At 70.3% G+C, this 24,215-nt stretch carries 27 protein-coding genes; 11 read left to right on the forward strand and 16 right to left on the reverse strand.

The features are described from left to right. Positions 1-82 precede the first annotated feature (82 nt). Positions 83-1,966, forward strand: a complete 1,884-nt coding sequence (gene htpG / locus J2847_RS08175; protein WP_209778491.1) for a molecular chaperone HtpG — start codon at positions 83-85, stop codon at positions 1,964-1,966. Between the two features lie 79 nt (positions 1,967-2,045). On the opposite strand, the gene J2847_RS08180 is transcribed toward htpG, so the two are convergent. Continuing rightward, the gene (locus J2847_RS08180; protein ID WP_209778497.1) at positions 2,046-3,248 is read right to left on the reverse strand and encodes a sensor histidine kinase; all 1,203 of its coding nucleotides are present in this window, start codon (positions 3,246-3,248) and stop codon (positions 2,046-2,048) included. 410 nt (positions 3,249-3,658) lie between these two features. On the opposite strand from J2847_RS08180, the gene J2847_RS08185 reads away from it, so the two are divergent. From J2847_RS08185 to J2847_RS08200, 4 genes are all read left to right on the forward strand, one after another. Further along, positions 3,659-4,093 (forward strand): Fur family transcriptional regulator, encoded by a 435-nt coding sequence (locus J2847_RS08185; RefSeq protein WP_085555395.1) that lies wholly within the window; start codon positions 3,659-3,661, stop codon positions 4,091-4,093. A 206-nt stretch (positions 4,094-4,299) separates the two neighbouring features. Then, entirely contained in the window at positions 4,300-4,563 is a 264-nt protein-coding gene (locus J2847_RS08190; RefSeq protein WP_223677785.1) for a hypothetical protein, read from the forward strand. Between the two features lie 71 nt (positions 4,564-4,634). Further along, positions 4,635-5,351 carry an HAD family hydrolase gene (locus tag J2847_RS08195; protein ID WP_209778498.1) on the forward strand — a complete coding sequence of 239 codons (717 nt, stop codon included), beginning with the start codon at positions 4,635-4,637 and terminating at the stop codon, positions 5,349-5,351. 64 nt (positions 5,352-5,415) lie between these two features. Next, complete coding sequence (locus J2847_RS08200; protein WP_209778500.1) at positions 5,416-5,817, forward strand: DNA-binding transcriptional response regulator; 402 nt, start codon at positions 5,416-5,418, stop codon at positions 5,815-5,817. Here J2847_RS08200 and sigJ read toward each other — a convergent pair. The 10 genes from sigJ to J2847_RS08250 all read right to left on the reverse strand — a co-directional run bounded on the left by sigJ (position 5,806) and on the right by J2847_RS08250 (position 14,539). Continuing rightward, positions 5,806-6,738, reverse strand: a complete 933-nt coding sequence (sigJ, locus tag J2847_RS08205) for an RNA polymerase sigma factor SigJ (protein WP_209778501.1) — start codon at positions 6,736-6,738, stop codon at positions 5,806-5,808. The two genes, J2847_RS08200 and sigJ, sit on opposite strands and share 12 nt — an antisense overlap. Positions 6,739-6,745: 7 nt before the next feature. Beyond that, complete coding sequence (locus tag J2847_RS08210) at positions 6,746-7,195, reverse strand: carboxymuconolactone decarboxylase family protein (protein WP_209778503.1); 450 nt, start codon at positions 7,193-7,195, stop codon at positions 6,746-6,748. A 99-nt stretch (positions 7,196-7,294) separates the two neighbouring features. Continuing rightward, positions 7,295-7,576, reverse strand: coding sequence for a hypothetical protein (locus tag J2847_RS08215; RefSeq protein ID WP_233474351.1), 282 nt, complete (start codon positions 7,574-7,576; stop codon positions 7,295-7,297). A gap of 8 nt (positions 7,577-7,584) precedes the next feature. After that, positions 7,585-8,052 (reverse strand): DsrE family protein, encoded by a 468-nt coding sequence (locus J2847_RS08220; RefSeq protein WP_209778504.1) that lies wholly within the window; start codon positions 8,050-8,052, stop codon positions 7,585-7,587. A 28-nt stretch (positions 8,053-8,080) separates the two neighbouring features. Further along, positions 8,081-8,896 carry a HesA/MoeB/ThiF family protein gene (locus J2847_RS08225; protein ID WP_233474352.1) on the reverse strand — a complete coding sequence of 272 codons (816 nt, stop codon included), beginning with the start codon at positions 8,894-8,896 and terminating at the stop codon, positions 8,081-8,083. A 135-nt stretch (positions 8,897-9,031) separates the two neighbouring features. Beyond that, positions 9,032-9,799 carry a hypothetical protein gene (locus J2847_RS08230; protein ID WP_209778506.1) on the reverse strand — a complete coding sequence of 256 codons (768 nt, stop codon included), beginning with the start codon at positions 9,797-9,799 and terminating at the stop codon, positions 9,032-9,034. 353 nt (positions 9,800-10,152) lie between these two features. Then, positions 10,153-11,112, reverse strand: coding sequence for a cysteine synthase A (cysK, locus tag J2847_RS08235; protein WP_209778507.1), 960 nt, complete (start codon positions 11,110-11,112; stop codon positions 10,153-10,155). A 75-nt stretch (positions 11,113-11,187) separates the two neighbouring features. Then, entirely contained in the window at positions 11,188-11,643 is a 456-nt protein-coding gene (locus tag J2847_RS08240) for an RrF2 family transcriptional regulator (protein WP_085557233.1), read from the reverse strand. A 218-nt stretch (positions 11,644-11,861) separates the two neighbouring features. Further along, the gene (locus tag J2847_RS08245) at positions 11,862-13,451 is read right to left on the reverse strand and encodes a cisplatin damage response ATP-dependent DNA ligase (RefSeq protein WP_209778509.1); all 1,590 of its coding nucleotides are present in this window, start codon (positions 13,449-13,451) and stop codon (positions 11,862-11,864) included. After that, entirely contained in the window at positions 13,448-14,539 is a 1,092-nt protein-coding gene (locus J2847_RS08250) for a ligase-associated DNA damage response exonuclease (protein WP_209778510.1), read from the reverse strand. Before J2847_RS08250 ends, J2847_RS08245 begins: the two co-directional genes overlap by 4 nt. Before the next feature lie 81 nt (positions 14,540-14,620). Here J2847_RS08250 and J2847_RS08255 point away from each other — a divergent pair, with 81 nt between their 5' ends. The 3 genes from J2847_RS08255 (at position 14,621) to J2847_RS08265 (ending at position 16,672) form a co-directional block, all read left to right on the forward strand. Then, positions 14,621-15,550, forward strand: coding sequence for a pseudouridine-5'-phosphate glycosidase (locus J2847_RS08255; RefSeq protein ID WP_209778512.1), 930 nt, complete (start codon positions 14,621-14,623; stop codon positions 15,548-15,550). 100 nt (positions 15,551-15,650) lie between these two features. Beyond that, entirely contained in the window at positions 15,651-16,055 is a 405-nt protein-coding gene (locus J2847_RS08260) for a hypothetical protein (RefSeq protein ID WP_233474353.1), read from the forward strand. Between the two features lie 68 nt (positions 16,056-16,123). Then, positions 16,124-16,672, forward strand: coding sequence for a Uma2 family endonuclease (locus J2847_RS08265; RefSeq protein ID WP_209778514.1), 549 nt, complete (start codon positions 16,124-16,126; stop codon positions 16,670-16,672). 7 nt (positions 16,673-16,679) lie between these two features. Here the strand turns inward: J2847_RS08265 and J2847_RS08270 are convergent, their stop codons facing one another. From J2847_RS08270 to J2847_RS08285, 4 genes are all read right to left on the reverse strand, one after another. Beyond that, positions 16,680-17,195: an invasion associated locus B family protein gene (locus tag J2847_RS08270; protein WP_085555409.1), complete on the reverse strand. Its 516-nt coding sequence runs from the start codon at positions 17,193-17,195 to the stop codon at positions 16,680-16,682. A 91-nt stretch (positions 17,196-17,286) separates the two neighbouring features. Beyond that, complete coding sequence (locus J2847_RS08275; RefSeq protein ID WP_209778515.1) at positions 17,287-18,144, reverse strand: pirin family protein; 858 nt, start codon at positions 18,142-18,144, stop codon at positions 17,287-17,289. A 108-nt stretch (positions 18,145-18,252) separates the two neighbouring features. Beyond that, positions 18,253-18,699, reverse strand: a complete 447-nt coding sequence (locus tag J2847_RS08280) for a cupin domain-containing protein (RefSeq protein ID WP_209778517.1) — start codon at positions 18,697-18,699, stop codon at positions 18,253-18,255. An 81-nt stretch (positions 18,700-18,780) separates the two neighbouring features. Next, entirely contained in the window at positions 18,781-19,434 is a 654-nt protein-coding gene (locus tag J2847_RS08285) for an OmpA family protein (protein ID WP_233474354.1), read from the reverse strand. A 116-nt stretch (positions 19,435-19,550) separates the two neighbouring features. Here J2847_RS08285 and J2847_RS08290 point away from each other — a divergent pair, with 116 nt between their 5' ends. Together J2847_RS08290 and J2847_RS08295 are read left to right on the forward strand one after the other, a co-directional pair. Beyond that, complete coding sequence (locus J2847_RS08290) at positions 19,551-20,588, forward strand: DctP family TRAP transporter solute-binding subunit (RefSeq protein ID WP_209778518.1); 1,038 nt, start codon at positions 19,551-19,553, stop codon at positions 20,586-20,588. A 352-nt stretch (positions 20,589-20,940) separates the two neighbouring features. After that, positions 20,941-21,837, forward strand: a complete 897-nt coding sequence (locus J2847_RS08295; RefSeq protein WP_209778520.1) for an RNA polymerase factor sigma-32 — start codon at positions 20,941-20,943, stop codon at positions 21,835-21,837. A 30-nt stretch (positions 21,838-21,867) separates the two neighbouring features. Here the strand turns inward: J2847_RS08295 and nikR are convergent, their stop codons facing one another. Continuing rightward, complete coding sequence (nikR, locus tag J2847_RS08300; RefSeq protein WP_233474355.1) at positions 21,868-22,389, reverse strand: nickel-responsive transcriptional regulator NikR; 522 nt, start codon at positions 22,387-22,389, stop codon at positions 21,868-21,870. Between the two features lie 245 nt (positions 22,390-22,634). Between nikR and nikA the strand changes: the two genes are divergently transcribed. Continuing rightward, entirely contained in the window at positions 22,635-24,206 is a 1,572-nt protein-coding gene (gene nikA, locus J2847_RS08305) for a nickel ABC transporter substrate-binding protein (RefSeq protein ID WP_209778521.1), read from the forward strand. Positions 24,207-24,215: the final 9 nt, after the last annotated feature.

Below are 24,215 nucleotides of genomic sequence, written 5' to 3' on the forward strand. Positions count from 1 at the left end.
CCTCTTGAACCGGAGGGGTGCTCTCGCCTATCTCCGCCGTTCAAACGCTTCACCACGACAAGACACGGACGAAGGTGCCCCCATGACCGAAGAACGGCTCAGTTTCCAGGCCGAGGTCAGCCGCCTGCTCGACATCGTCGCGCACTCGCTCTACAGCGAGAAGGAAGTGTTCCTGCGCGAGCTGGTTTCCAACGCGTCGGACGCCTGCGACCGGCTGCGCTACGCCGCGCTGACCCAGCCCGAGCTGTCGGCCGAGGACCCGAACCTGACGGTCCGCCTGCTGGCCGACAAGGAGGCGCGGACCCTGACCGTCGCCGACAACGGCATCGGCATGAACCGCGAGGATCTGATCGAGAATCTGGGCACCATCGCGCGGTCGGGCACCGCCGCCTTCATGAAGTCGCTGAAGGAGGCCAACGCCGAGGGCAAGAAGGACGTCAACCTGATCGGCCAGTTCGGCGTCGGCTTCTACTCCGCCTTCATGGCCGCCGACCGGGTCGAGGTGCTGACCCGCAAGGCCGGCGAGGCCCAGGGCTGGCGCTGGGAGTCCGACGGCAAGGGCGAGTTCACCATCGCCGAGGCCGACGGCCTGCCGCGCGGCACGAGGATCGTCCTGCATCTGCGCGAGGGCGACGACGAGTATCTCGAGGAGCACCGGCTGGGCGCCATCGTCCGCAAGTATTCCGACCACATCGCCATCCCCATCGTCTTCGGCGAGGGCGACGACGCCAAGTCGCTGAACAGCGCGTCCGCCCTGTGGACCCGCTCGAAGAGCGAGATCACCGCCGACCAGTACAAGGAATTCTACCACCATGTCGGCCACGCCTTCGACGAGCCGTGGCTGACGCTGCACTGGCGGGCCGAAGGGGCGCTGGAATACACCAACCTTCTGTTCGTCCCCTCGACCAAGCCCTTCGACCTGTTCGACCCCAAGCGCGCCCACCGGGTGAAGCTGTACGTCAAGCGCGTCTTCATCACCGACGCGGCCGAGGGGCTGATCCCGCCCTACCTGCGCTTCCTGCGCGGCGTGGTCGACAGCGAGGATCTGCCGCTGAACATCAGCCGCGAGATGCTCCAGCACAACCCGATGCTGGCCAAGATCCGCGCCGGCCTGACCCGCCGCGTCCTGTCGGAGCTGAACAAGAAGGCCAAGGACACGGAGAAGGCCGCCGAATACGCGACCTTCTGGGAGAATTTCGGCGCGGTCCTCAAGGAAGGGCTCTACGAGGATTACGAGCACCGCGACGAGTTGCTGAAGCTGCTGCGCTTCCGCAGCACCGCCGGCGACGGGCTGGTGTCGCTGGAGGAATATGTCGGCCGCATGAAGGAGGGCCAGGACACCATCTTCACCCTGTCGGGCGACGATGTGGACAGCCTGCTGCGCAGCCCGCAGCTCGAGGGCTTCAAGGCCAAGGGCGTCGAGGTGCTGCTGCTGACCGACCCGGTGGACGAGTTCTGGATGCCTTCGGTCGGCGTCTATGACGGCAAGCCCTTCAAGTCGGTGACCCGCAGCGGCGCCGACCTCGGCAAGATCAAGGGCGGCGAGGAGGACAAGCCGGAGGACAAGGCGCCGGAAGGCGAGCTGGTCGACCTGCTGGCCCTGCTGAAGCTGACGCTGAGCGACGCCGTGAAGGACGTCCGCAAGTCGGAACGCCTGACCGACAGCGCCGTCTGCCTGGTGTCCGACGACAACGACATGGACATGCACCTGGAGCGGCTGCTCAAGCAGCACAAGCAGCTCGGCGCCGACGCGGCCGGGGCCAAGCGCATCCTGGAGATCAACCCGTCGCACCCGCTGATCAAGCGTCTGGCCGACCGGGCCAAGGCCGAGGGCGCCGCGGTGAATCTTGAGGACGCGGCGTGGCTGCTGCTCGACCAGGCCCGCATCGTCGAGGGCGAGTCCCTGCCCGACCCCGCCGCCTTCGCCCGCCGCCTGGCGAGCGCCATGGAGAAGGGGCTGGCGTAAGCGGCCGGCAGCGGAAAAGAGAAAGAGCGGAAAAGAGAAAGGCGGGCCGTCTGGTCCGCCTTTTTCATGCCGTCTCGTGTCAGCCCCGCCCCATCCGGTCGGCCGGGAAGACCAGCGCCATCGTCGTGCCGCGGTCGGGCGTGCTGATCACGTCCAGCCGGCCGCCATGCAGCTCGATCAGGCATTTGGTCAGCGGCAGCCCGAGCCCGGTCCCGACATGGCCGCGCCCAAGCGCGCTGTCGATCTGCCCCCAGGGCTCCAGCGCCTTGGCCAGCTCCTCGCCGGACATGCCGATGCCGGTGTCGTGCACCGACATCCACAGCGATCCGTTCGCCGCCAGACGCGCGCTCACCGTCACCACCCCGTCGGCCGGCGTGAACTTCACCGCGTTGGACAGCAGGTTCAGCAGCATCTGGCGCAGCTTGCGCTCGTCCGCCCACAGGGCCGGCAGGTCGGGCGGAACCGCGGTGACGATGCGCACGCCGTTGCGCGCGGCGCGCTCGGACAGCAGGCGCGCGGTGCCGGCGAGCACGCGCGGCACGTCCACCGTCGCCTCGACCAGATCGAGCCGGTCGGCCTCGGCCTTCGACAGATCCAGCAGGTCGTTGATGAGATCCATCAGGTGCCGGCCGCTCTCCGCGATGTCGCGGGCGTATTCGCGGTAGAGCGGGATGGCGTGGGGCCCGAGGACCTCCTGTTCCAGGATCTCCGCGAAGCCCATCATGGCGTTCAGCGGCGTGCGGATCTCGTGGCTCATGTTGGCGAGGAAGGCGGTCTTCGCCCGGTTGGCCTGCTCGGCCTGCCGCCGCGCCGCCTCGAGCTGGCGGCTGCGCAGTTCGCCCTGCTCGGCCGAGCGCGCCATCAGCCCGGTGGCGGTGCCGAGGCCGAGATAGCGTCCATCCCGCACCACCACGAAGCCGGTCACCAGGGCCGCCGGCTTCAGCCGCGCCATCCGCCGGCCGATCTCGCTCAGGGTCAGGCCGGCCTCGACCGTCAGCGGCTTGGCGTCCATCAGTTCGGCCACCGGCCGCCGCGCCACCTCGGGATCCTCGGCGAAGGCCGCCATCAGGCTGTTGCGGTCGATCAGCCCGAGCACCCAGCCGTCGCGGTCGACCACGACCAGCGCCGGCAGATCGGCGTGACGGGAAAAGCGGTCGATCGCCTCGGCGCAGACGCGGTCGCTGTCGACCGGCGCCACGGGCACGGCAAGCCCGGCGGCCGTGTAGGCCGCCTCGTCGTCGCGCGCCGCCGAGGCGTAGCCGATTGGGTCGGATGGCGTCACCGCGCTCCCCGCTGTCTGGACCGCCGCCGGTTCCGACCGGCCTTGCGGGCACCGGACAGGGTCGGGCAGCGGGTATCGTCGCGCCGGTCCCGACCGCAATCGGGCTGCGCTTGCAGCAAACGCTAGCAGCCGTTTATGAGCAATTGGTTTCCGAACGGCGTTTGCCCCTGCCTCCGCCCGGCCCGCCGCGGCGTCCGGAACGCCTTCCGCCGGCCGGTCGCGCCGGTCGGAATAATGAGGCGCGCGATCTTGCCATGGATCGGCGGCGGGGGCATTTGAGAATGATCTCGAAACACAGTATGATGGTCGGATATTCGGGGGCCGGGCGCAAATCCTGGTCCGGCCACCCGCAAAGCTCGCGGGCGGCCCTTCGCCGGAAGCGGTTAGAGACACGACAACAGGGGATTTCCATGCCTTCGCGCCTCGAGGATCTGTGTGTGCAGAAGGGGTTGAAGATGACCGACCAGCGGCGTGTGATTTCACGCGTGCTGTCCGACGCCACCGATCATCCCGACGTGGAGGAGGTGCACCGCCGCGCCTCCGCCATCGATCCGCGCATCTCGATCGCCACGGTGTACCGGACGATGCGGCTTTTCGAGGAGGCGCACGTGATCGACCGGCTCGATTTCGGCGACGGCCGCGCCCGCTACGAGGAAACCCGGACCGACCACCACCATCACCTGATCGACGTCGATTCCGGCGAGGTGATCGAGTTCACCAACGAAGAGATGGAAAAGCTGAAGGAAAGCATCGCCCGCGAACTGGGCTATGACCTGATCGGCCATCGTCTTGAGCTGTACGGCGTGCCGCACAACCGGCGCAACGACCAGGGCGAGGAATCCTGATCGATTCGGGTTTGGGTGCAAATCCTAATCGTCTGCGCGCAAGGGGTGCCCGCGAACCGGGCACCCCCCGGAATCTCCAAAACTTTCACGGGCGGTTACGGCGTCCCACCGCTTGCGGAGTGCGCCGGGCGCGGCGCTGGTTCTTGACGGTTCCGGATCCCAGATCAAGACTTGGACCCACCCCACCGACCGGAACCGGCCGTACCATGGACGACAGCAACACCGACCCCGTGCTCGCCCGCTTGGACCGCTTGTCCGAACTGCTCGTCCGCCGCCTGGACCGCCTGGAACAGAAGGTGCGCGGGCTGGAGCAGGACAACGGCGAAATCATCAACCTGCTGATCGCCGTCAAGGCGGGGCTGGAGGAAGCCTCCGGCGACCTGATCGCCCAGCTCGAGGAATTCCAGGCGGACGACCCGGTTCCCGACGACGACGGGCGGGACGGCCAGGCGGGCCCCATGCTGCACTGAGGTTTTCCCTGGCCGCAGGTCCCACGGAAAACCCTTGCCGGAGCGGCCGGGACAGCCGGATAAACGCGGTCATGCAGACCACCGACGCCAAAGCCGCGCCCCACGGCCCTTCGTCCGCCCCCGACCAGCCCGGCATCGACCGGCCCGGCATCGACCCGGCCGGCGGCGGTCCCGGAGTCGCCTTCTTCGACTTCGACGGCACCCTGATCCACGGCGACAGCCTGCCGATGTTCGTCGGCGAGGTGATCGGGCGCCGCCGCGCCGCGCTGGCGCTGGCCGACGCCATCCGCTCCGGGCTGCACCGCCATGTGCGCGGGCGCGGGCCGGGGGTGGATTTTCCCGGATCGGTCAAGGCGATCTTCCTGAAGCGCACCCTGCGCGGCCTGCCGGTCGCCGACGCGCTGGCCGCCGCCGAACGGATGGTGCCGCGCGTCCGCTGGCATCCGCCGCTGCTCGACACCCTGAAGGCCCACCGCGCGCGCGGCCACCGCGTGGTGATCGCCACCGGCGCGCTCGACCTCTACATGCCGGCGCTGCTGCGCGGGCTGGGGGTGGACGATCTGCTCGCCACCGGCATGGAGGTGGTGGACGGCGCGCTGACCGGCCGGCTCGGCACCGCCAACTGCGTGCGGCTGAACAAGGCGGAGCGGGTGCGCGCCTGGATCGCCGCCCATGGCCCGGTCGGCGCCACCTGGGGCTACGGCAACCGTCCGAGCGACCTGCCGATGCTGGCGCTGATGGAGCGCGGCGAGGTGGTGAAGATCCGCCGCGGCCACGCCCAGCGGTAGCGCCGGTTTACAGGCCCGGCTCTCCGTTCTATAACCGAACGGTGATGAGCGAGGGAGACGGGCGGTGTTCAGCATCGATGCCGATATCCGGCCGCCGGGCCATGGCGGGCGCCGCGCCGTGGTGTCCGACCGAGACGCCGGACAGCGCGAGGCGTTGAGCCGCCATCTGGCCGGGCGCGGTTTCCGCGTGTCCCAGGCCGACAACGGGCTGGACGCCCTGTCGATCATCGGGGAGGAGGCGCCGAGCGTCGCCCTGCTGCACGACGACCAGGGCGGCGACGGCGAACGCGCGCTGGCGCTGGCCGCGATGCTCTACCCGCAGACCCGCATCATCGTCACCCGGATCGTCGTCGCCGGCGCCGCCGGGATGGACGACGCGCCGGACGGCGAGGAACCCTTTCCGGTCCTGCGCCGCCCGGTCGACCTCGACCAGCTCGACCGCTGCCTGGACGCGCTACAGGCCTGACGGCGGCGTCACATGCGCCAGCTTGTGCGGGTTGGCGATCTTGTACAGGCGCGTGATCCGCCCGTCCGCGATGTCCAGCGCCCACACCCCGCTGAACACCCCGCCATGGGTGGTCAGAAAGCCCGGCCCGCCATTGACCCGGACGGGCGTGAAGGCGAAGGCCCGGCCATGCTTGCGCTGCACGCCGATGATGAAGCGGGCGATGCGGTCGGCGCCGCGGATCGGGTTGAGCGCGGTCAGCGCCACGCCGCCGCCGTCGCCCAGCCACAGCGCGTCGTCGGACAGCAGCGACACGATCGCCGCGTAGTCGCGCCGGACGCTGGCCTCGGCGAAGGCGTCGGCCAACCGGCGCCCCGCCTCGGGCCGGGCGTTGGCGGCGGAGGGTTCGGCCAGACGCCCGCGCGCCCGCCGCATGATCTGGCGGCAGGCCTCGGCGGACTTGCCGAGAATGGCGGCGATCTCCGCGTAATCGAGATCCATCGCCTCGCGCAGCACGAAGACCGCCCGCTGGTCCGGGGCCAGACGCTCCAGCAGGAGCATCATCGCCATCGGCACCTGATCCGCCGCCTCGACCTCGTCGTCCCAGGAGGACACCTCGGGTTCCGGCAGCCACAGCCCGTAATAGCGCTCGCGCACCGTCCGGGCGGCGCGCAGCCGGTCGAGCGCCAGCCGGGTCACCATGGTGGTCAGGAAGGCCGCCGGCGTCCCGACGGCCGCCGGATCGACCGCGCTCCAGCGCAGCCACGCGTCCTGGAGCACGTCCTCCGACTCGGCGACCGAGCCGAGCAGGCGGTAGGCCAGCGACCGCAGCCGCCCCCGCTCGGCCGCGAAGACCGTCAGCGGATCGCGGAGGGCGGTGTCGCCGAAGGCCGTGTCCTTAAAGGCCGTGTCGCCAAAAGCCGTGCCGGGGGCGGCGCTCATGCCGGCCTCAGGCGGCGGCCGGCGACACGGCTTCGCGGTACTGGGCGATGCCGAGCCGGTTCCAGGCGTTGATCTGCGCCACCGCCACGGTCAGGACGCCGATCTGGCCGTCGTCGAAATGCCGCTGAAGCGCGCGGTGCGCCCCGTCGATCTCGTCGTGCCGGTTGCGGGTCAGCGCCTCGGCCCAGGCGAAGGCGGCGCGCTCGTCCGCCTCGAACCGGTCGGACGCGGCCCAGCCCGCCAGGGCGTCGAGACGCTCTTCCGTCTCCCCCGCGTGGCGGGCCTCCTTGCCGTGCATGTCGATGCAGAAGGCGCAGCCGTTGATCTGCGACACCCGCAGATCGACCAGATGGATCAGGCGGGGCGGCAGGCCGGCGGCGCGGACGGCGGTGGTCGTCGCGATCATCGCGCGGTAGAGGGCGGGAGCGGTGGCGGAAACGGAAAGACGGGTGTCCATGGTCGGCGCGTCCTTGGGCTTGGTTTGCGATCACCCCTGTGACGGGACGGCCGGCGGACGCGTGACGCATGGCCGCCTTGCGCCTGCATCAATGCTCCGTCAGTCGCTTTCGAGGATCAGCCCGGCCGCCTCGCGCAGGATCGCGGTCTTGGCGGCGAAGCGGCCGGCCGGGTCGCTCTCACCGATCAGCTCGATCATGATGCCCAGCGCGTGGGCGACCCGTGGCGCCATGCCCGGCATCGCCCGCACCCGCCGCGCCAGATCGGCCAGGGCGTCGGCATGGGGCTTGCCCTCGAAACCGTCCGTGGCGATGGCCTCGAAGCGGTTGGCGAGGTCGAGAACGGCGGCGTTGTCCATCGGGGCGGGCTGGCTTTCCGGCATGGGCGGGCTCACACGAACAGCATGGCGGCGCCCTTCGGCGCCTCGTTCAGGAAGGTGACGACGCCGCCGCCCTGCACCGGCACGTCCGCGCGCAGGGCCGTGCTGGCCGGCAGGCCAAGCGCCCGCAGCCCCATCTCGCAGGCCATCACGCGCACGCCGAGCAGGACGCAGGCCTCCAGCAGCTCCTCGAAGGTCGCGACTCCGTTGCCGGCGAACCAGCGGTCGCGCGCCGCCGGGGCGCTGCCGTCGTCGGCCGGGTCGAGCCCGTGCCAGCCCGGCGCCTCCGGCCCGCTTCCGGGCAGCAGGGCGCCCAGGGCGCGGCCGGTGAAGAACAGGGTGACCGGCCGGTTTGTGGCCGCCGCAGCACTCGCCATCACCAGCGCGTAATGGACCCGGTCGAACCCGCCGGCGAACAGCACGATCGCCAGCCCGGCCGGGTTGCCGGAGCCGGCGGATGGGGTTTCGGATGAAGACATGGCCGCCCTCCTCGGGCCGCGGAGCGCCTCAATGGGCGGAGAGATCGTGGGCGGAGAGATCGAGGATCGTCGGGTGATCGCCGCACAGCGGGCAGTCGGGATCCCGCTTCAGCCCGATGCGCTGGTAGGACGCGTAGAGCGAATCCATCATCAGCAGGCTGCCCGACAGGCTCTCGCCCAACCCCAGCAGTTCCTTCAGCACCTCGGTCGCCTGGAGCGAGCCGACGAAGCCGGCCAGCGCCCCCAGCACCCCGCCCTCCGAGCAGGAGGGCACCAGGCCGCGCGGCGGCGGTTCGGGGAACAGGCAGCGGTAGCAGGGGTGCGGCGGGCCGAGATGCGCCTTGAAGCTGCTCAGCTGCCCGTCGAACCGCAGGATCGCCGCCGACACCAGGGTCTTCCTCGCGAAGAAGCAGGCGTCGTTCAGCAGGAAGCGCGTGGCGAAATTGTCCGACCCGTCGGCGACGAGGTCGTAGCGGCCGATGAGGTCCAGCGCGTTGTCGCGGGTCAGCCGGGTCCGGTGGGCCTCGACCGTGACGTCCGGGTTGAGGGCGCGGATGCGCGCGGCGGCGCTCTCCACCTTCGGCTGGCCGAGCGAGGTCTCGTCGTGGATGACCTGCCGTTGCAGGTTGGACAGATCGACCGAGTCGTCGTCGACGATGCCGATGGTGCCGACCCCCGCCGCCGCCAGATAGAGCAGCAGCGGCGCGCCCAGCCCGCCGGCGCCGACCACCAGCACCTTCGATCGCAAGAGCCGTTCCTGCCCGATCCCGCCGACTTCCGGCAGGATGATGTGGCGCGAATAACGGTGGAGCTGTGTGTCGGTGAAGTCCATGGCGCCGAGCATAGCGCAACCCGCCCCACCCGGCGCAAGTGTCCGCTCCGCTCTTTTCCGAAAGCGGCCGCCGGGGCGGCCGGCGGGGACGGCCGGCGGGGACGGTTGGAGCGGCGGTGGTAGGAGTGGAGGCGGCCGGGGCGGCGGTCAGGCCGAGGTCGTGGTCGGCTTGGCCTCCGACGCCCATTGCTTCAGACGCGCCTCGCGCTCCCGAAGGATCTTGCTGACGCCGCTTTCCTGGTTCCCGCCCGTCGCGGTCACGCTGGTGTCGCGCGGCACGAAGCTCATGTGGAACGGGGTCGGTTGCTCCATCTTGGACGAGGGAATGATCATCATCTGATATTCCCCCGGCTCGATCTTGAAGGTCGGCTTGTTGAAGAAGTCGGTTTCCTGCTTGCTGTCGCTGGAGGCGACGACCTGGCCGTTCTTGTCCATCATCGCCCAGCGGGCGTTGGGCAGCGAGAAGTTGGCGATGAAGCTGCCGCCCTGGGCGACGTTCACCGTGTGCTTCTGGATGCCGGTGTCCGCCCCTGCCACCGGCTGCGCCATGCCCTTGAACGTCGCGCCGGCGGCGGTCATCAGCACATTCTGCCGCTCGCTGATGTCGAGCGAGAAGTCGCGGGGCTTTGCGGTCCGGTTGGCCTCGGTGATCACCGCGGTGTAGGTGCCCGGCCCGAGCTTCGCGCTGGTGTCGGCGACCTCGGTCTTGGAATTGAGCTGGGCGACGACCTTGTTGTTCTGGTCGAGGATCTTGACGTTGGTGAAGGTGTTGTTGATCTTGAAATTGAGTTCGGACGCCTTGCCGACCTGGAACTGCTGGTAGGACGCCTTGCCGCCGTCGGAGGCGAGCTCCGTCGTCTTCCCCTTGATGCGCGAGAAGCTTCCCAGCGTCACGTTCGGTATGGAGACACCCATGGCGGTCACTCCCCATCGGCAAGGGGCACGCTCGGGCAGGCCGGATCGCCGGAGCGGCGGATGATGGAACGAATTTACTAAAATACGATCAAATCGTCAAACGGGAACCGTGTCCCGGCACGGACCCGCACGCCGGATCATAGCCGAACCGGCGCGGGCGCACAACGCTGGATGGAAGCCCGGCGGGGAAACCGCCCATGGAAGCCCGGCCACGCGGCGCGGCCGGGCTTCCGCCGGGGGCTTAGAGCGCCGAACAGAATTCCGTTTTCACCATCGGTGCCCAATGGGGCCGTCATCCCCGCGAAGGCGGGGATGACGAGTCGAGAGACGACTCAAGCTTCTGTCAGGCGCTCTTACTCCAGCCCTTCGAACAGGGCGGTCGACAGGTAGCGCTCGGCGAAGGAGGGCAGGATGACGACGATCTGCTTGCCCTCGTTCTCCGGACGGGCGCCCAGCTCCAGCGCGGCGGCCAGCGCGGCGCCGGACGAGATGCCGACCGGAACGCCTTCCAGGCGGGCGACCTTGCGGGCGGTCTCGAAGGCGCGCTGGTTGGAGATGCGGATCACCTCGTCGATCAGATCCTTCTTCAGGATGTCGGGCACGAAGCCGGCGCCGATGCCCTGGATCTTGTGCGGGCCGGGCATGCCGCCCGACAGGACCGGGCTGTCCTCCGGCTCGACCGCGACGACGCGGAAGCCGGGCTTGCGGGCCTTGATGACCTCGCCGACGCCGGTCAGCGTGCCGCCGGTGCCGACGCCGGAGATCAGGAAATCCGCCTGGCCGGCGGTGTCGGTCCAGATTTCCTCGGCCGTGGTGGCGCGGTGGACCGCCGGGTTGGCGGTGTTCTTGAACTGCTGGAGCAGGTAGGCGTTCGGGTCGGCGGCGAGGATCTCCTCGGCCTTGCGGATGGCGCCCTTCATGCCTTCCGACGCCGGGGTCAGCACCAGCTCGGCGCCCAGCAGCTTCAGCATCTTGCGGCGCTCGACCGACATGCTCTCCGGCATGGTCAGGATCAGCTTGTAACCCTTGGCGGCGGCGACGAAGGCCAAGGCGATGCCGGTGTTGCCCGAGGTCGGCTCGACCAGCGTGGTGCGGCCGGGCGCGATGGTGCCGGCGGCTTCCGCCGCCTCGATCATGGCGTTGCCGATGCGGTCCTTGACGCTGGCCAGCGGGTTGAAGAACTCCAGCTTGCCGAGAATCTGCGCCTTGACGCCCGCGTCGTCGGCCAGACGCTTCAGCCGCACCAGCGGCGTGGCGCCGATGGTGTCGAGCACGCTGTCGTAGATCCTGCCGCGGAATTCGGAAGCAGCCATGATTCTACCTCTTTCCTCTGTCTTTTAAGCGGTTTCAACACCCTGACTGGAATTTACCCACTCCGCCAGGGGGAATCAAATCGTAAAGTCGATGCGGTCTTCCGTTTCGCTCTCCACCCCGGCGGCCCGCGCGCGCATGCACAGATCCTCGATGGTGATGGTGTCGAGCTGCTTCATGGTCTCCTCCTGAAGCTCGCCCCACAGCGGACGCACCACCTTGTGGCCGAGGATCGAGCCGGCGGGCTCCTCGATCGGGTCGGTCGCGGTCTCCATGGAACGGACGACCTTGACGATCTCGCCCAGCGTGATCCGCCGCCGCTCGCGGGCGAGGCGGTAGCCGCCGCGCGGGCCGCGCACCCCCGCCAGCACGCCGTCGCGGACGAGCTGCTGGAGCACCTGCTCCAGATAACGCTTCGGAATGCCCTGGCGGCGGGTGATCTCTCCGGACTGCACCGGCTCGGTGCCCGCGTTGTAGGCGATGTCGAGAACCGCCTCGATGGCGAACATCAGCTTCTTGGAGATGCGGAGCATCACGGCCACTCCTGAACGGTGCAATGGGTGTTGCGGGCGCGGACTGCCCGGTTTGCATCCGGCGGATTGGGGAACGCGGACGGCTTTCCCCAGCCGGACTGTTGGTTGGAAATTGTTTTACATCGGAGAGGCGGGAATTCACAACATGATTTGTCGCACCCCGCGGTGCGGCGGGGCGTGGGATGTCCGCTCCGCAAGGTGGCGACGTCCCGTGATGTCTAGGCCGCCGCGTCGGCGCCCACCACCATGCGCGCCAGCGTCTCCAGCCGGTCGGCCTCGGGGGCGGGCTTGTCCCAGCGGATGCGGTGGATTCGGGGGAAGCGCATCGCCAGACCGCTCTTGTGCCGGGTCGAGGGGTGCACGCTGTCGAAGGCGACCTCCAGCACCAGCCCGGCCGACACCTCGCGCACCGGGCCGTATTTGCGGACGGTGTGGTTGCGCACCCAGCGGTCCAGCTCGACCAGCTCGGCGTCGGTGAAGCCGAAATAGGCCTTGCCGACCGGGACCAGCTCCGCGCCGCGCCAGACGCCGAAGGTGAAGTCGGAATAGAAGCTCGACCGCTTGCCGTGGCCGCGCTGGGCGTACATCAGCACGGTGTCGAGGGTCAGCGCCCCGCGCTTCCACTTGAACCACGGCCCCTTGGGACGGCCGCCGAGATAGGGGCTGTCGCGGCGCTTCAGCATCAGCCCCTCGATCCCGTTCTCCCGCGCGCCCTCGCGCAGCGCCGCGAGCTGCTCCCAGCCCTGGAAGGGCACCAGCGGCGAGAGGTCCATGCGGCGCGGCCGGACGGCCTCGTACCAGCGTTCCAGCCGGGCGCGGCGTTCGCTGAAGGGAAGGCCGCGCAGATCCTCGCCGCCGTCGAACAGGATGTCGTAGAGCCGCACCCAGGCCGGCCCGTCGCGCAGCATCGCCGCCGTCACGCTCTTGCGGTTCAGCCGCTGTTGCAGGTCGTTGAAGGGCGCCACCACCCCGTCGCGCGCCACCAGAAGCTCGCCGTCCAGCACGGCGTCGAACAGCATGTGGTCGGCGACGTCGGGGAAGGCGCCGGACAGCTCGTCGCCGGTGCGGCTGTAGACGCGCCGCTGCCCGTCGCGCGCCACGAGCTGCACGCGGATGCCGTCCCATTTCCATTCGGCGCAATAGGCGGCGGGGTCGAGCGCCGTCCGGTCCTCCTCCTCCAGCGGGTGGGACAGCATCATCGGGCGGAAGCCGGCGCCATGCCCGGCGGCGGGCCGCTCCCCCCGGCCCTCGGCCCAGGCGAACAGGCCGGCGTAGGGCGGGGTCAGGCCGTGCCAGACCTCCTCGACCTCGGCGATGTCGAGCTTGCCCCACTCGGCCAGCGCCGTCTTGGCGAGCCGGGCCGACACGCCGATGCGCAGCGATCCGGTGATCAGCTTCAGCAGGGCGAAGCGGCCGGACGCGTCCAGCGTGTCGAGCCAGCCCTCGACCAGCTCCATCACCTGCCCGCGCTTCACGTCGTGCAGCCCCCGCACCACCTCGTCCAGGCTGGGGGGCAGGCTGTTGGCGCGCTCCGGCCGTTCCGGCCAGATCAGCGCCACCGTCTCCGCCAGATCGCCGACGTAATCGTAGGAAAGGGCGAACAGCTCCGGATCGACGCGGGTGGCGACCAGCTGGCGGATGGCGGCGGGCTTGGCCTCGCGGAAGCTCAGGCTCCCGGTCAGGGCGGCGAGCGCCCAGCCGCGCTCCGGGTCGGGCGTCTCGGCGAAATGGTCGATCAGCAGGCGGATCTTGCCGTTGCGCGACGGCATGAAGACCAGCGCGTCGATCAGCGCGGCGAAGCGGTTCACGCGCCTTTCCCCCTTGCGCCTTCCCCCTTCACCGCCGCTTCCTCCAGATCCTCCTCCTCGAAGCCGATCAGGGCCAGGGCGCGGGCGCGGATGCCGCGCCGGGTGGCGTGGTGGACCAGCGCCTCCTCCCGGCCATGGGTGACCCAGACCTCGGGCGCGCCGACATCCTCCAGCGTTTGCGTCAACTCGTCCCAGTCGGCGTGGTCGGAGATGACGAGCGGCAGCTCGACCCCGCGCTGCCGGGCCCGCTGGCGCACCCGCATCCAACCCGACGCCATGGCGACCACCGGGTCGCTCAGCCGCCGCGCCCAGCGGTCGGTCGCGGCGGCGGGCGGGGCGAGGACCAGCGCGCCCTTCAGCTCCTCCCTGGCGGCGACGGTGGCCGGGCGCAGCTCGCCCAGCTCCACCCCGAAGCGGCCGTAGAGGGTGCAGAGCGGCTCCAGCGCGCCGTGCAGGTAGACCGGCCGGTCGTAGCCGGCGGCGCGCAGCAGCGTGATGACCCGCTGGCACTTGCCGAGCGCGTAGGCGCCGACGACGTGGCTGCGCTCCGGGAACAGCGCCATCGAATGCAGCAGCTTCTCCACCTCCCCCAGGTCGGGCGGGTGGCGGAAGACCGGCAGGCCGAAGGTCGCCTCGGTCACGAAGACGTCGCAGGGCACCGGCTCGAAGGGCGCGCAGGTGCGGTCCAGGCGGCGCTTGTAGTCGCCGGAGACGACGACCCGCGACCCGGCATGCTCCAGCACCACCTGGGCGCTGCCCAGCACATGGCCGGCGGGCACCAGCCGGACGAGGACGTCGCCGATGCGGATCGGCTCGCCATACTCCAGCGGCTGGGTCGAGGCGGGGGCCGCCTCCCCCATGCGCTGCGCCATGATCGCCAGCGTCGCGGGGGTGGCCAGGACATGGCGGTTGCCGGGCCGGGCGTGGTCGGAATGGCCGTGGGTGACGACGGCGCGCTCCACCGGCCGCACCGGGTCGATGTGGAAGCCGCCGGGCTCGACATACAGCCCCTCGGGCTGGACCTTGATCCAGCGGTCGGGATGGGGACGGCCGGAAGGGAGGGGTTGGGGATGGAGTGCCGGGGCCATGCCCCCTAATATAGGGCGCGCCCACGCGAGAGCCATCGCCCCGGCGCCTTCGTCCCAAAGCCTCATTGCCCGGAGACCCCCATGCACGAGCGCCTGCTGCCGACGCCCGAGATCGCCGACGCGCTGGCCGAGGGCCGCCCGGTGGTGGCGCTGGAATCCACCGTGATCTCGCACGGCATGCCCTACCCGCGGAATCTCGACAGCGCCCGCGCCCTGGAGGCGGAGGTCCGCGCCGCCGGGGCCGTCCCCGCCACCATCGCGGTGATGGACGGGCGCATCCGCGTCGGGCTGGACGATCCGGCGCTGGAGCGGCTCGCGGCCGGCGGAACGGCGGCGTGGAAGCTCAGCCGCCGCGACCTGCCCACGGCGCTGGCGGTCGGCGCGCTCGGCGCCACCACGGTGGCCGCGACGATGATCGCGGCGCGCATGGCCGGCATCGCCGTCTTCGCCACCGGCGGCATCGGCGGCGTCCATCGCGGGGCGGAGACCAGCTTCGACGTGTCGGCCGACCTCGACGAGCTGGCCCGCACGCCGGTCTGCGTCGTCTGCGCCGGGGCCAAGTCGATTCTCGACCTGCCCAAGACGCTGGAGGTGCTGGAGACACGCGGCGTGCCGGTCCTGGGCTTCGGCACCGACGAGTTTCCCGCCTTCTACAGCCGGCGCAGCGGCCTTCCCGTCTCGCACCGCTGTGACAACGTCAGCGAGGTCGCGGCGATCCTGCACGCCAAATGGGACCTCGGGCTGGAGGGCGGGGTGCTGCTCGCCAACCCGATCCCGCCCGCCGACGAGCTGGACGGCGAGGCGATGGAGGCGGCCATCGGTCTGGCGCTGGCCGACGCGGACTCCAAGGGAATCAAGGGGAAGGACATCACGCCGCATCTGCTGGCGGCGCTGGAGCGCCTGACGGAGGGGCGCAGCCTGACCGCCAACATGGCGCTGATCCGCGACAACGCGCGCGTCGCGGCGGGGGTGGCGGCCGCCTTCGCGGCCATCACCCGCCCGAAGGACTAGGCCATACCTCAGGGGGAGTAAGGCTTCCGCCCCTGACCGGCTTAAGACCCCGTTAACCGCCGTGGGGCAACTCTGGGGCCGTCACACAGCGGAGGCTCTCATGCACACCTCGACCCTGGTTTCCCGGATGATCGCGATGGCCGGCCAGCCCGACGAGACGGCGCCCGCGACCGAGACCCAGCCGGCGGCGCGGGTCAAGCGCATCGTCTGGAGCGCCCAGGCCGCCGCGCTGCGCGGCTCGCTGTCGGCCCGCGCGGTCTACGACATCGAGACCGCCGTGACGCTGGATCTGGACAGCATGGAACTGCCGGAAATCTTCTTCACCTCGGTCGAGATCGGCGGCCGGGTCATCACCTGCGATCTCGACGCGTCGGGCACCGCCTCGATCTTCGGCCTGATCGACGCCGGCGAGTACGACGATCTGGTCGAGGAGGCCGGCGACGACGCCCTGTTCGGCGTCGATTGGGACGGCGTCTACATCACCCCGGCGCGCACCCGCCACTGAGGTCCGCCGCTGAGCCTTTGCCTTCCTCCCGCTTGGAAGCGGGCGGACGCGATGCCATACTCAGGGGCATGAGCGGTCCCGCCCGCCGTGTGATGACCGTCGACGAGTTCCTCGTCTGGGACGACGGAACCGACACCCGCTATGAGCTGATCGGCGGCGAACCGGTCGCGATGGCGCCGCCATCGCCGAACCATGGTGCCTTGACGGTCGCCATCGCCGTCCAGATCGCCGCCCGCCCGCGCCCACCCTGCCGGGTGATTTCCGAAGCCGGCATCCGGCTGGCCGACCGCAACGACAGCTGGTTCCAGGCCGATCTGGCGGTGACCTGCCAGCCGCTCGGCCCCGCCCTGACCGCGACCCCCGACCCGACCGTCATCGTCGAGGTGCTGTCGCCCTCCACCGAGGGCACCGACCGGACGGTCAAGCTGCCGGCCTACCGCAACATCGACTCCGTCCAGGAAATCCTGCTGATCTCCGTCACCAAGCGCCGGGCGGAGCTGTGGCACCGGTCGGGCGATGAATGGCGGGTGCGGGACATCATCGGCGACGGCGTCCTGCGCTTCGAGTCGCTGGACGCCGAGATTCCGATGACCACGCTCTACGACGGGCTGGTCTGACTCACCCTCATTGCAGGCTGCGCTGCATCTCCTCGAAGTTCCGCGAGAAACCGTTCAGCGGAAAGTCGATGTCGCGCTTGCCGGCGCGCAGGAAGCTGACGCGGACCAGGATCGACGACCCGTTGCGGAACTGGTCGACCACCTTGCCCGACATGAAGTTCGGGAACATGCACATGTTCAGCGTGGCGATGTGGGATTCGATGCGCGGCTGGCGGTCGACGCGTATCGCGCAGCTCTCCACCAGCCCCTGGCTGGTCGTCAGGAACAGGTGGTAGTCGTTGCCGGTCGGGATGACGCTGAGCGCGACGAAGCCGACGTCCTTGCCGTCGTCGAACAGGCGGTAGACCATCAGCCGGCAGACCTTGCTGTCGGTCATGCGGTCGACGTCGCACTGGGTCGACCACGCGCCCTCCGGGCCGAACTCGGCGCCCGCCTTCGAGAAGTCCACCGCCCCCGCCGGCTGGACGAGGAACGCGGACATCAGCGCCGCCACGAAACCACCCAGAAGACCTTTCCAGCGCATCGCCCCGGCCCCTCCCCATCCGTTCGGGTTAATACCCGCGCATGATAACCGGGGAAGGCCGGGGCGCAAGGCGCGTGTTGCCGCGCAACACTCAGATGCGGCCGGCCTCGTAGTCGCGGAAGGCCTGCATCACCTCCTCGCGCGTGTTCATCACGAAGGGGCCGCCCCAGGCGATCGGCTCGCCCAGCGGACGGCCGGACAGCAGCAGGAAGCGCGCGCCCTCCGGCCCGGCGGCGGCCTCCACCCGCTCGCCCTCGCCCAGCACGACGACCTGCGGGCCGGACAGGGTTCCCTCGGCCCCCGCCACGCTGACGCCGCCCTCGAACAGCACGAGGAAGGCCGTGTGACCGGCCGGCAGCGGCTCGGCGAAGACGGCCCCGGCCGGCAGCGCCACGTCGAAGTAACGCGCGTCGGTCGCCTCGGCCCGCACCGGCCCGGCGGTGCCGCGCGCGGTGTCGCCGGCGATCACGGTGACGGTGACGCCCCCCTCGCGGCTCTCCACCGGGATGCGGGCGGCCGGGAACTCCTGGTAGCGCGGCTCGGTCATCTTCAGGCGGGCCGGCAGGTTGATCCAGAGCTGGAAGCCCCGCATCAGCCCCTCGGTCTGCTCCGGCATCTCGGAATGGATCAGGCCGCGCCCGGCGGTCATCCACTGCACGCCGCCGGTCTCGATGACGCCCTCGTGGCCGTGGTTGTCGGCGTGGCGCATCCGCCCGGCCAGCATGTAGGTGACGGTCTCGAAGCCGCGGTGCGGGTGGTCGGGGAAGCCGGCGAGATAGTCGGTCGGCTCGTCCGACCCGAACAGGTCGAGCATCAGGAAAGGGTCGAGCGTGCGCAGGCGCGGGGTGCCCAGCATGCGGGTCATGCTCACGCCGGCGCCGTCCGACGTCGCCATGCCCTCGACGGCGGCGATCACGGGACGGATGCTGGGGGTCGGGCTGGCGGACATGGCGGACTCCTCGAGGCTGGAACTGGCCGAGAGGTAGTCGTTCCTTTCCGATGCCGGAAGTGGGAATGGAAAGGGAAGAGTGTTGCGAAGCGTGAAACAATGCCCGGTTCAGAACGCCGCTTCCGCCGTGCCCTTCCCGCCCCCGCCCTTCAGCCAGCCGCGCAGCCGGAGCTTCAGCCGCGCCAGCGCGCTCTGGCGCTTCTGGACCGCGTAGTATTTGCGCACCGTCTCCTTGATGTCCCAGGTGCCGGTGAAGCCCATCGGCAGCACCAGCGCGTCGCCGGCCCGATACTCCCGCGCGGCTCCGCCCTCGGGGGTGATCACCACCCGGCCGGACAGCAGGACGCAGAACTCGTCGTAGGGCCAGTCCTTCATCGCCACCAGCCCCGGCGTGCATTGCCAGACGCCGGAGGCGAAGCGCCCGCCGTCCCCGTCATAGAGGTTCCGGTGGATCTCGCGCGGGTCGCCCGACAGGACGTCGCCGAACACCGCCGGCTTGCCGACCTCGTCGGCGGCGATGCGGCCCTGGTCGATGCGCAGGACGGGCGGGGGCATGGCGGATCTCCGGCGTCGGGGACGTGAAGGGGTGTTCGGGCGGCTCGCGCTGCAAACAGCCAAGACCGCGAATCGATCCGCCTATTCCCCCAAATTGATGATCTCCACCCGCCGGTTCGCCGCCGCCTTGGGCTGGTCGGGCAGCAGCAGCTCGCGCAGGCCCCGGCCGGACGCCTCCAGCCGTTCGGGGGCGATGCGGTGAGTCTCCACCAGATAGGCCGCCACCGCCCTGGCCCGCCGCTCCGACAGGGCGAGGTTGGCCGCGTCGCCGCCGACCGCGTCGGTGTGGCCGACGATGCGGAAACGCGCCTTCCCCGCCTCCGGCCCCGTCATCACCGCCGCGACCCGGTCGAGGATCGCCCGCGATTCGGGGCGGATGACGGCCGAATTGAACGCGAACTCAATCCGGAAGGCGGCGCGCAGGGTGGGCTTGGCGATGTCCGGCGGCGGCTCCAGCGCCGGAACCGCCACCGGTCCCGGCTTGGCCGGCGCAGCCGGCGGCGGGGCGGCCAACGGCGGGGGGGCCGGCTGCGACGGATCGGGCGGCGGCGGGCGGCGCATCCGCAGGGGTGGGCAGTCCGGCCCGGCCACGCCCAGCAGCGCCGCCTGGATCTCGCATTCGCTGGGGTTCGGCCCCAGGGGAACGGTCTGCGCGAGGGCGCCCGGCGCCGCCACCGCCACCGCCACCGCCACCACCAGCATCCCGGCGACGGGACGGCACCGCCGCCCCCGCATGGCCGGATTGTCCGCCAGACGGACGGTTTCATCAAATTCCGCGTGCAAGGGTCGTGCGTCGGTCTGTACCATCCCGGTCCGTATCTTTCGTATAAGGCGCTTGGGAGGAAACAAGCATGACATCGCTGAAGGCTCTGCTCGCCGGCATCGCGCTGGCCGCCCTGACGGTTCCGGCCCTGCTGACGGGCACCGCCGGCGCCGCCGACTACAAGGCGGAGTACAAGCTCTCCACCGTTCTGGGCAAGCCTTTCCCCTGGGGCATCGGCGGCGACCGCTGGGCCGAGCTGGTGAGGGAGAAGACCAACGGGCGCATCAACGTCAAGATGTACCCCGGCACCTCGCTGGTGAACGGCGACCAGACCAAGGAGTTCACCGCGCTCCGCCAGGGCACCATCGACATGGCGGTCGGCTCGACCATCAACTGGTCGCCGCAGGTCAAGGAACTGAACCTCTTCTCCCTGCCCTTCCTGATGCCCGACCACAAGGCGCTCGACGCGCTGACGCAAGGCGAGGTCGGCAAGAAACTGTTCGACCTGCTCGCCACCAAGGACGTGGTGCCGCTGGCCTGGGGCGAGAACGGCTTCCGGGAGATCTCCAACTCCAAGCGCTCCATCCGGACGCCGGAGGATCTGAAGGGCCTGAAGATCCGCGTCGTCGGCTCGCCGCTCTACCTCGACACCTTCACCGCGCTGGGCGCCAACCCGACGCAGATGAGCTGGGCCGACGCCCAGCCCGCCCTGTCGACCGGCGCCGTCGACGGGCAGGAGAACCCGCTGACCATCTTCACCGCCGCCAAGCTGCCGACGCTCGGCCAGAAGCACCTGACGCTGTGGGGCTACGTCGCCGACCCGCTGATCTTCGTGGTCGGCAAGGGCGTGTGGGAGAGCTGGTCGAAGGAGGACCAGGAGGCCGTGCGCGCCGCCGCCATCCAGGCCGCCGCCGAGGAGGTCGCCATCTCCCGCAAGGGCATCGCCGCCGGCGACGACAGCCTGCTGAAGGAGATCGCCGGCCAGGGCGTCGAGGTGGTCCAGCTCACCCCCGACCAGCAGAAGGCCTTCCAGAAGGCGACCCAGGCCGTCTACGACAAGTGGGCCAAGCAGATCGGCCCCGATCTGGTCAAGACGGCGGAAGGCGCCATCGCCAAGCGTCCGTGAACGCTCAGGTCATCGAGCGCCCGGAAACGCCCAGGGGCGCAGGGCCGGTCCGCAAGGGCCGGCCCACCTTTCGAATCCACCATCCGATCCGCGCCGCCACGCCGGCCTCCGTCCCCTCCTTTCGGCATAAATGCGTCCCGTCCACCGACCATTCGGCATCCCGCCCACCAGGATCGCCTTCCCCTTGTGATCCAACCTCCGCGGATCAGCGTATGACGATGCAACAGGGCGCGCCGGCGCCTGTTGTCTTCCCCAGTCACATCAGCGAGGGGGTGGACGGCCGGCCGGCGGAGACCCATCGGACAAGAACTCCAAGGGACATGATGCCGCCCAGACGGGAAGGAAGGGACGGATGGCTTACATCGACGATCCGGAGACTCAGCGCGCGAATCTGAGCTTCATCAAGGCGTCCATGCGCGAACCGCTGCTGTCGCGCGATCACGAGTTCGATCTTGCCCGCAAATGGCGCGAGGGGGCCGACGAGCGCGCCCTGCACGAGCTGGTGCGGGCCTACACCCGGCTGGTCATCGCCACCGCGTCGCGCTTCCGCAATTACGGCCTGCCGATGGGCGATCTGGTCCAGGAGGGCAACGTCGGGCTGATGCAGGCGGCCAGCCGCTTCGAGCCCGACCGCGAGGTGCGCTTCTCCACCTACGCCGCCTGGTGGATCCGCTCGGCGATGCAGGACTACATCCTGCGCAACTGGTCGATCGTGCGCACCGGCACGACCGCCGCGCAGAAGTCGCTGTTCTTCAACCTGCGCCGCCTGCGCGCCAAGATCGACAGCGCCTCGCAGAACGGCAGCGGCAACAGCCTGACCAAGGAAGGCCGCGAGTGGATCGCCGGCGAACTCCAGGTCGACGTCGCCGAGGTCGAGGCGATGGAGATGCGCCTGTCCGGCGCCGACCAGTCGCTGAACACCCCGGTGGCCGACGGTTCGGACGACGACTGGCAGGATTTCCTCGCCGACCAGCGTCCGTCGCCGGAGGACGTCGTCATCGGCATGCGCGACGCCAGCACCCGCTCGCAATGGCTGGCGGACGCGCTGGGCGAGCTGTCGCCGCGCGAGCGCACGATCATCCAGGAGCGCCGCCTCCGCGAGGAGGGCGCCACGCTGGAGGAGCTGGGCCGCGAACTGGGGGTCAGCAAGGAGCGCGTCCGCCAGCTGGAGCATCGCGCCCTGCTCAAGCTGCGCCAGTCGATGCTCAAGCGGGTCGAGGATTCCGACGACCTGCTGGCCGAGGCGTGAGGAACGCCGGCCAGGGCCGGGGCCGTCCCGTCACTCCGGCGGCCGGACAGCAGGATGAGCATGGGGGTGGGACTGGGGATGGGCATGGCTGTGATGGCCGTGCCCGCCGCCGGTCCCGCCGCCGCGCAGCGGGTCGCCGGACACCGGCTCGTCGCGCACCGGGATGACGACCGCCCGGCCGTGCCGCACGCCGCGCTCGGCGATCACCCGCTCCGCCATGCCGCGCACCGCCGCCTCGTCGCCCTTCAGCACCGACACCTCCATGCAGCTTCCATGGTCGAGATGGACGTGCAGCGTGGTCAGCGTCAGCTCGTGATGCTCGTGGAAGGTGGTGGTCAGCCGCTTCGACAGTTCCCGCGCCGCGTGGTCGTAGACATAGACCAGCGCCGCCACGCAGGGCCCCGTCTCTCCCTCCGCCGGGGCGGCCTCGGCCAGACCGCTGCGGGCGAGGTCGCGGATCGCCTCCGAGCGTCCCTGGTAGCCGCGCCGCTCGACCAGCCGGTCGATGTCGGCCAGCAGATCGTCGTCCAGCGTGATCGTCACCCGTTGCATGCCGCCTCCCGCCGCGCCGGGCCGGACACGGAAGGGCCGGGCGCAAAACCTTTTTTCCATAGGGGTATGATGATTCCAGATGGACATCATACAACCCCGGCCGTATCGTCACCCCATCGACCATAGGCCCGGTCACGGCGGCCGTCCATCCGCAAGCGGCGGTTGGACGAGGCCGCCGCATGCCCGCGCGAGGGATGCGGCCGCGCGAGGGGCATGGCGGGCGGGCCGGACGGAAGGGGGTTCGGATGACGCGGTGGCGGATGGGGCTGATCGGTGCGGCGGCCGCGCTTCTGGCAACGGCGGCCGCGGGGCACGCCGTGGCGGCAAGCCCCAAGGGGACGCTGACCTATTCCTGGACCGGCAACGTCGGGCCGCTCGACCCGCACCGCTACGCGCCCAACCAGATGTTCGCCCAGGCCATGGTCTACGAGCCGCTGGTGCGCTACCGCGACGGCGGCGCCATCGAACCGTGGCTCGCCACCGCCTGGACGGTGTCGCCGGACGGCCGCACCTACGACTTCACCCTGCGCGAGGGCGTCACCTTCTCCGACGGCACGCCCTTCGACGCGGCGGCGGTCAAGGCGAACTTCGACGCCGTGCTCGCCGACCGCGCCAGGCATGACTGGCTGGAGCTGGTCGCGCAGATCCGCTCCGTCGAGGCGCTGGACGCCCGCAAGCTCCGGCTGACCCTGAAGGATCCCTATTACCCGACCCTGCTGGAGCTGGCGCTGATCCGCCCGGTGCGCTTCGCCGCCCCGTCGGTGCTGACGCCGGACGGGGTGACGAAGCCGGTCGGCACCGGCCCCTGGATGCTGACCGGGACGAAGAAGGGCGAATACGACGTCTTCACCCGCAACCCGTCCTACTGGGGGCCGAAACCGGCCTATGAGCGCATCGTCGTCAAGGTCATCCCCGACCCCACCGCCCGCGCCGTCGCCTTCGAGACCGGCGAGATCGACCTGATCTACGGCGGCACCGGCCAGATCTCGGCCGACAGCTTCACCCGCTTCAAGGCGCGGGGCACCGGCCAGACCGCCGTGTCGGCGCCGCTCGCCACCCGGACGATGGCGATCAACAGCGGTCGCGCCCCAACCAATGACTTGGCGGTGCGCAAGGCGATCAACCACGCGGTCGACAAGGACGCCATCGTCGCCAAGCTGCTCTACGGGCTGGAGCCCAAGGCCGACACGCTGTTCGCCGCGAACTTCCCCTACAGCGACCTCGGCCTGACGCCCTATGCCTACGATCCGGCCCGCGCGGCGCGGCTGCTCGACGAGGCCGGCTGGATCCTGCCGCCCGGCGGCAAGCTGCGCGTCCGCGACGGCCAGCCGCTGCGGGTCGAGCTGTGCTTCATCGGCAACGACGCGCGGGAGCGGACGCTCGCCGAGGCGATCCAGGCCAACCTCAAGGCGGTCGGCTTCGACGCCCAGCTGGTCGGCGAGGAGGAGAACGCCATCGAGGCGCGGCAGAAGGACGGCCGTTTCGGCCTGATCTTCGGCGACACCTGGGGGGCGCCCTACGACCCGCATTCCTTCGTCGGCTCCATGCGGGTGCCGACCCACGCCGACTACCAGGCGCAGCGCGGCCTGCCGATGAAGACGGAGATCGACGCGACGATCTCCGCCGTTCTGGTGACGACCGACGAGACGACGCGGCGGGCGCTCTACCGCGACATCCTGACGACGCTGCACGAGCAGGCGGTCTATCTGCCGCTCTCCCACCTGACGGCCATGGCGGTCAGCCGCGGCGTGGAGGGGGTGGGCTTCGGCGCCAGCGCCTACGAGATCCCGTTCGGCGCGATGCGGCCGGCGCCGTAACCGGGGAGG

Source organism: Azospirillum agricola, assembly GCF_017876095.1.
Classification (GTDB): Bacteria; Pseudomonadota; Alphaproteobacteria; order Azospirillales; family Azospirillaceae; genus Azospirillum; species Azospirillum agricola.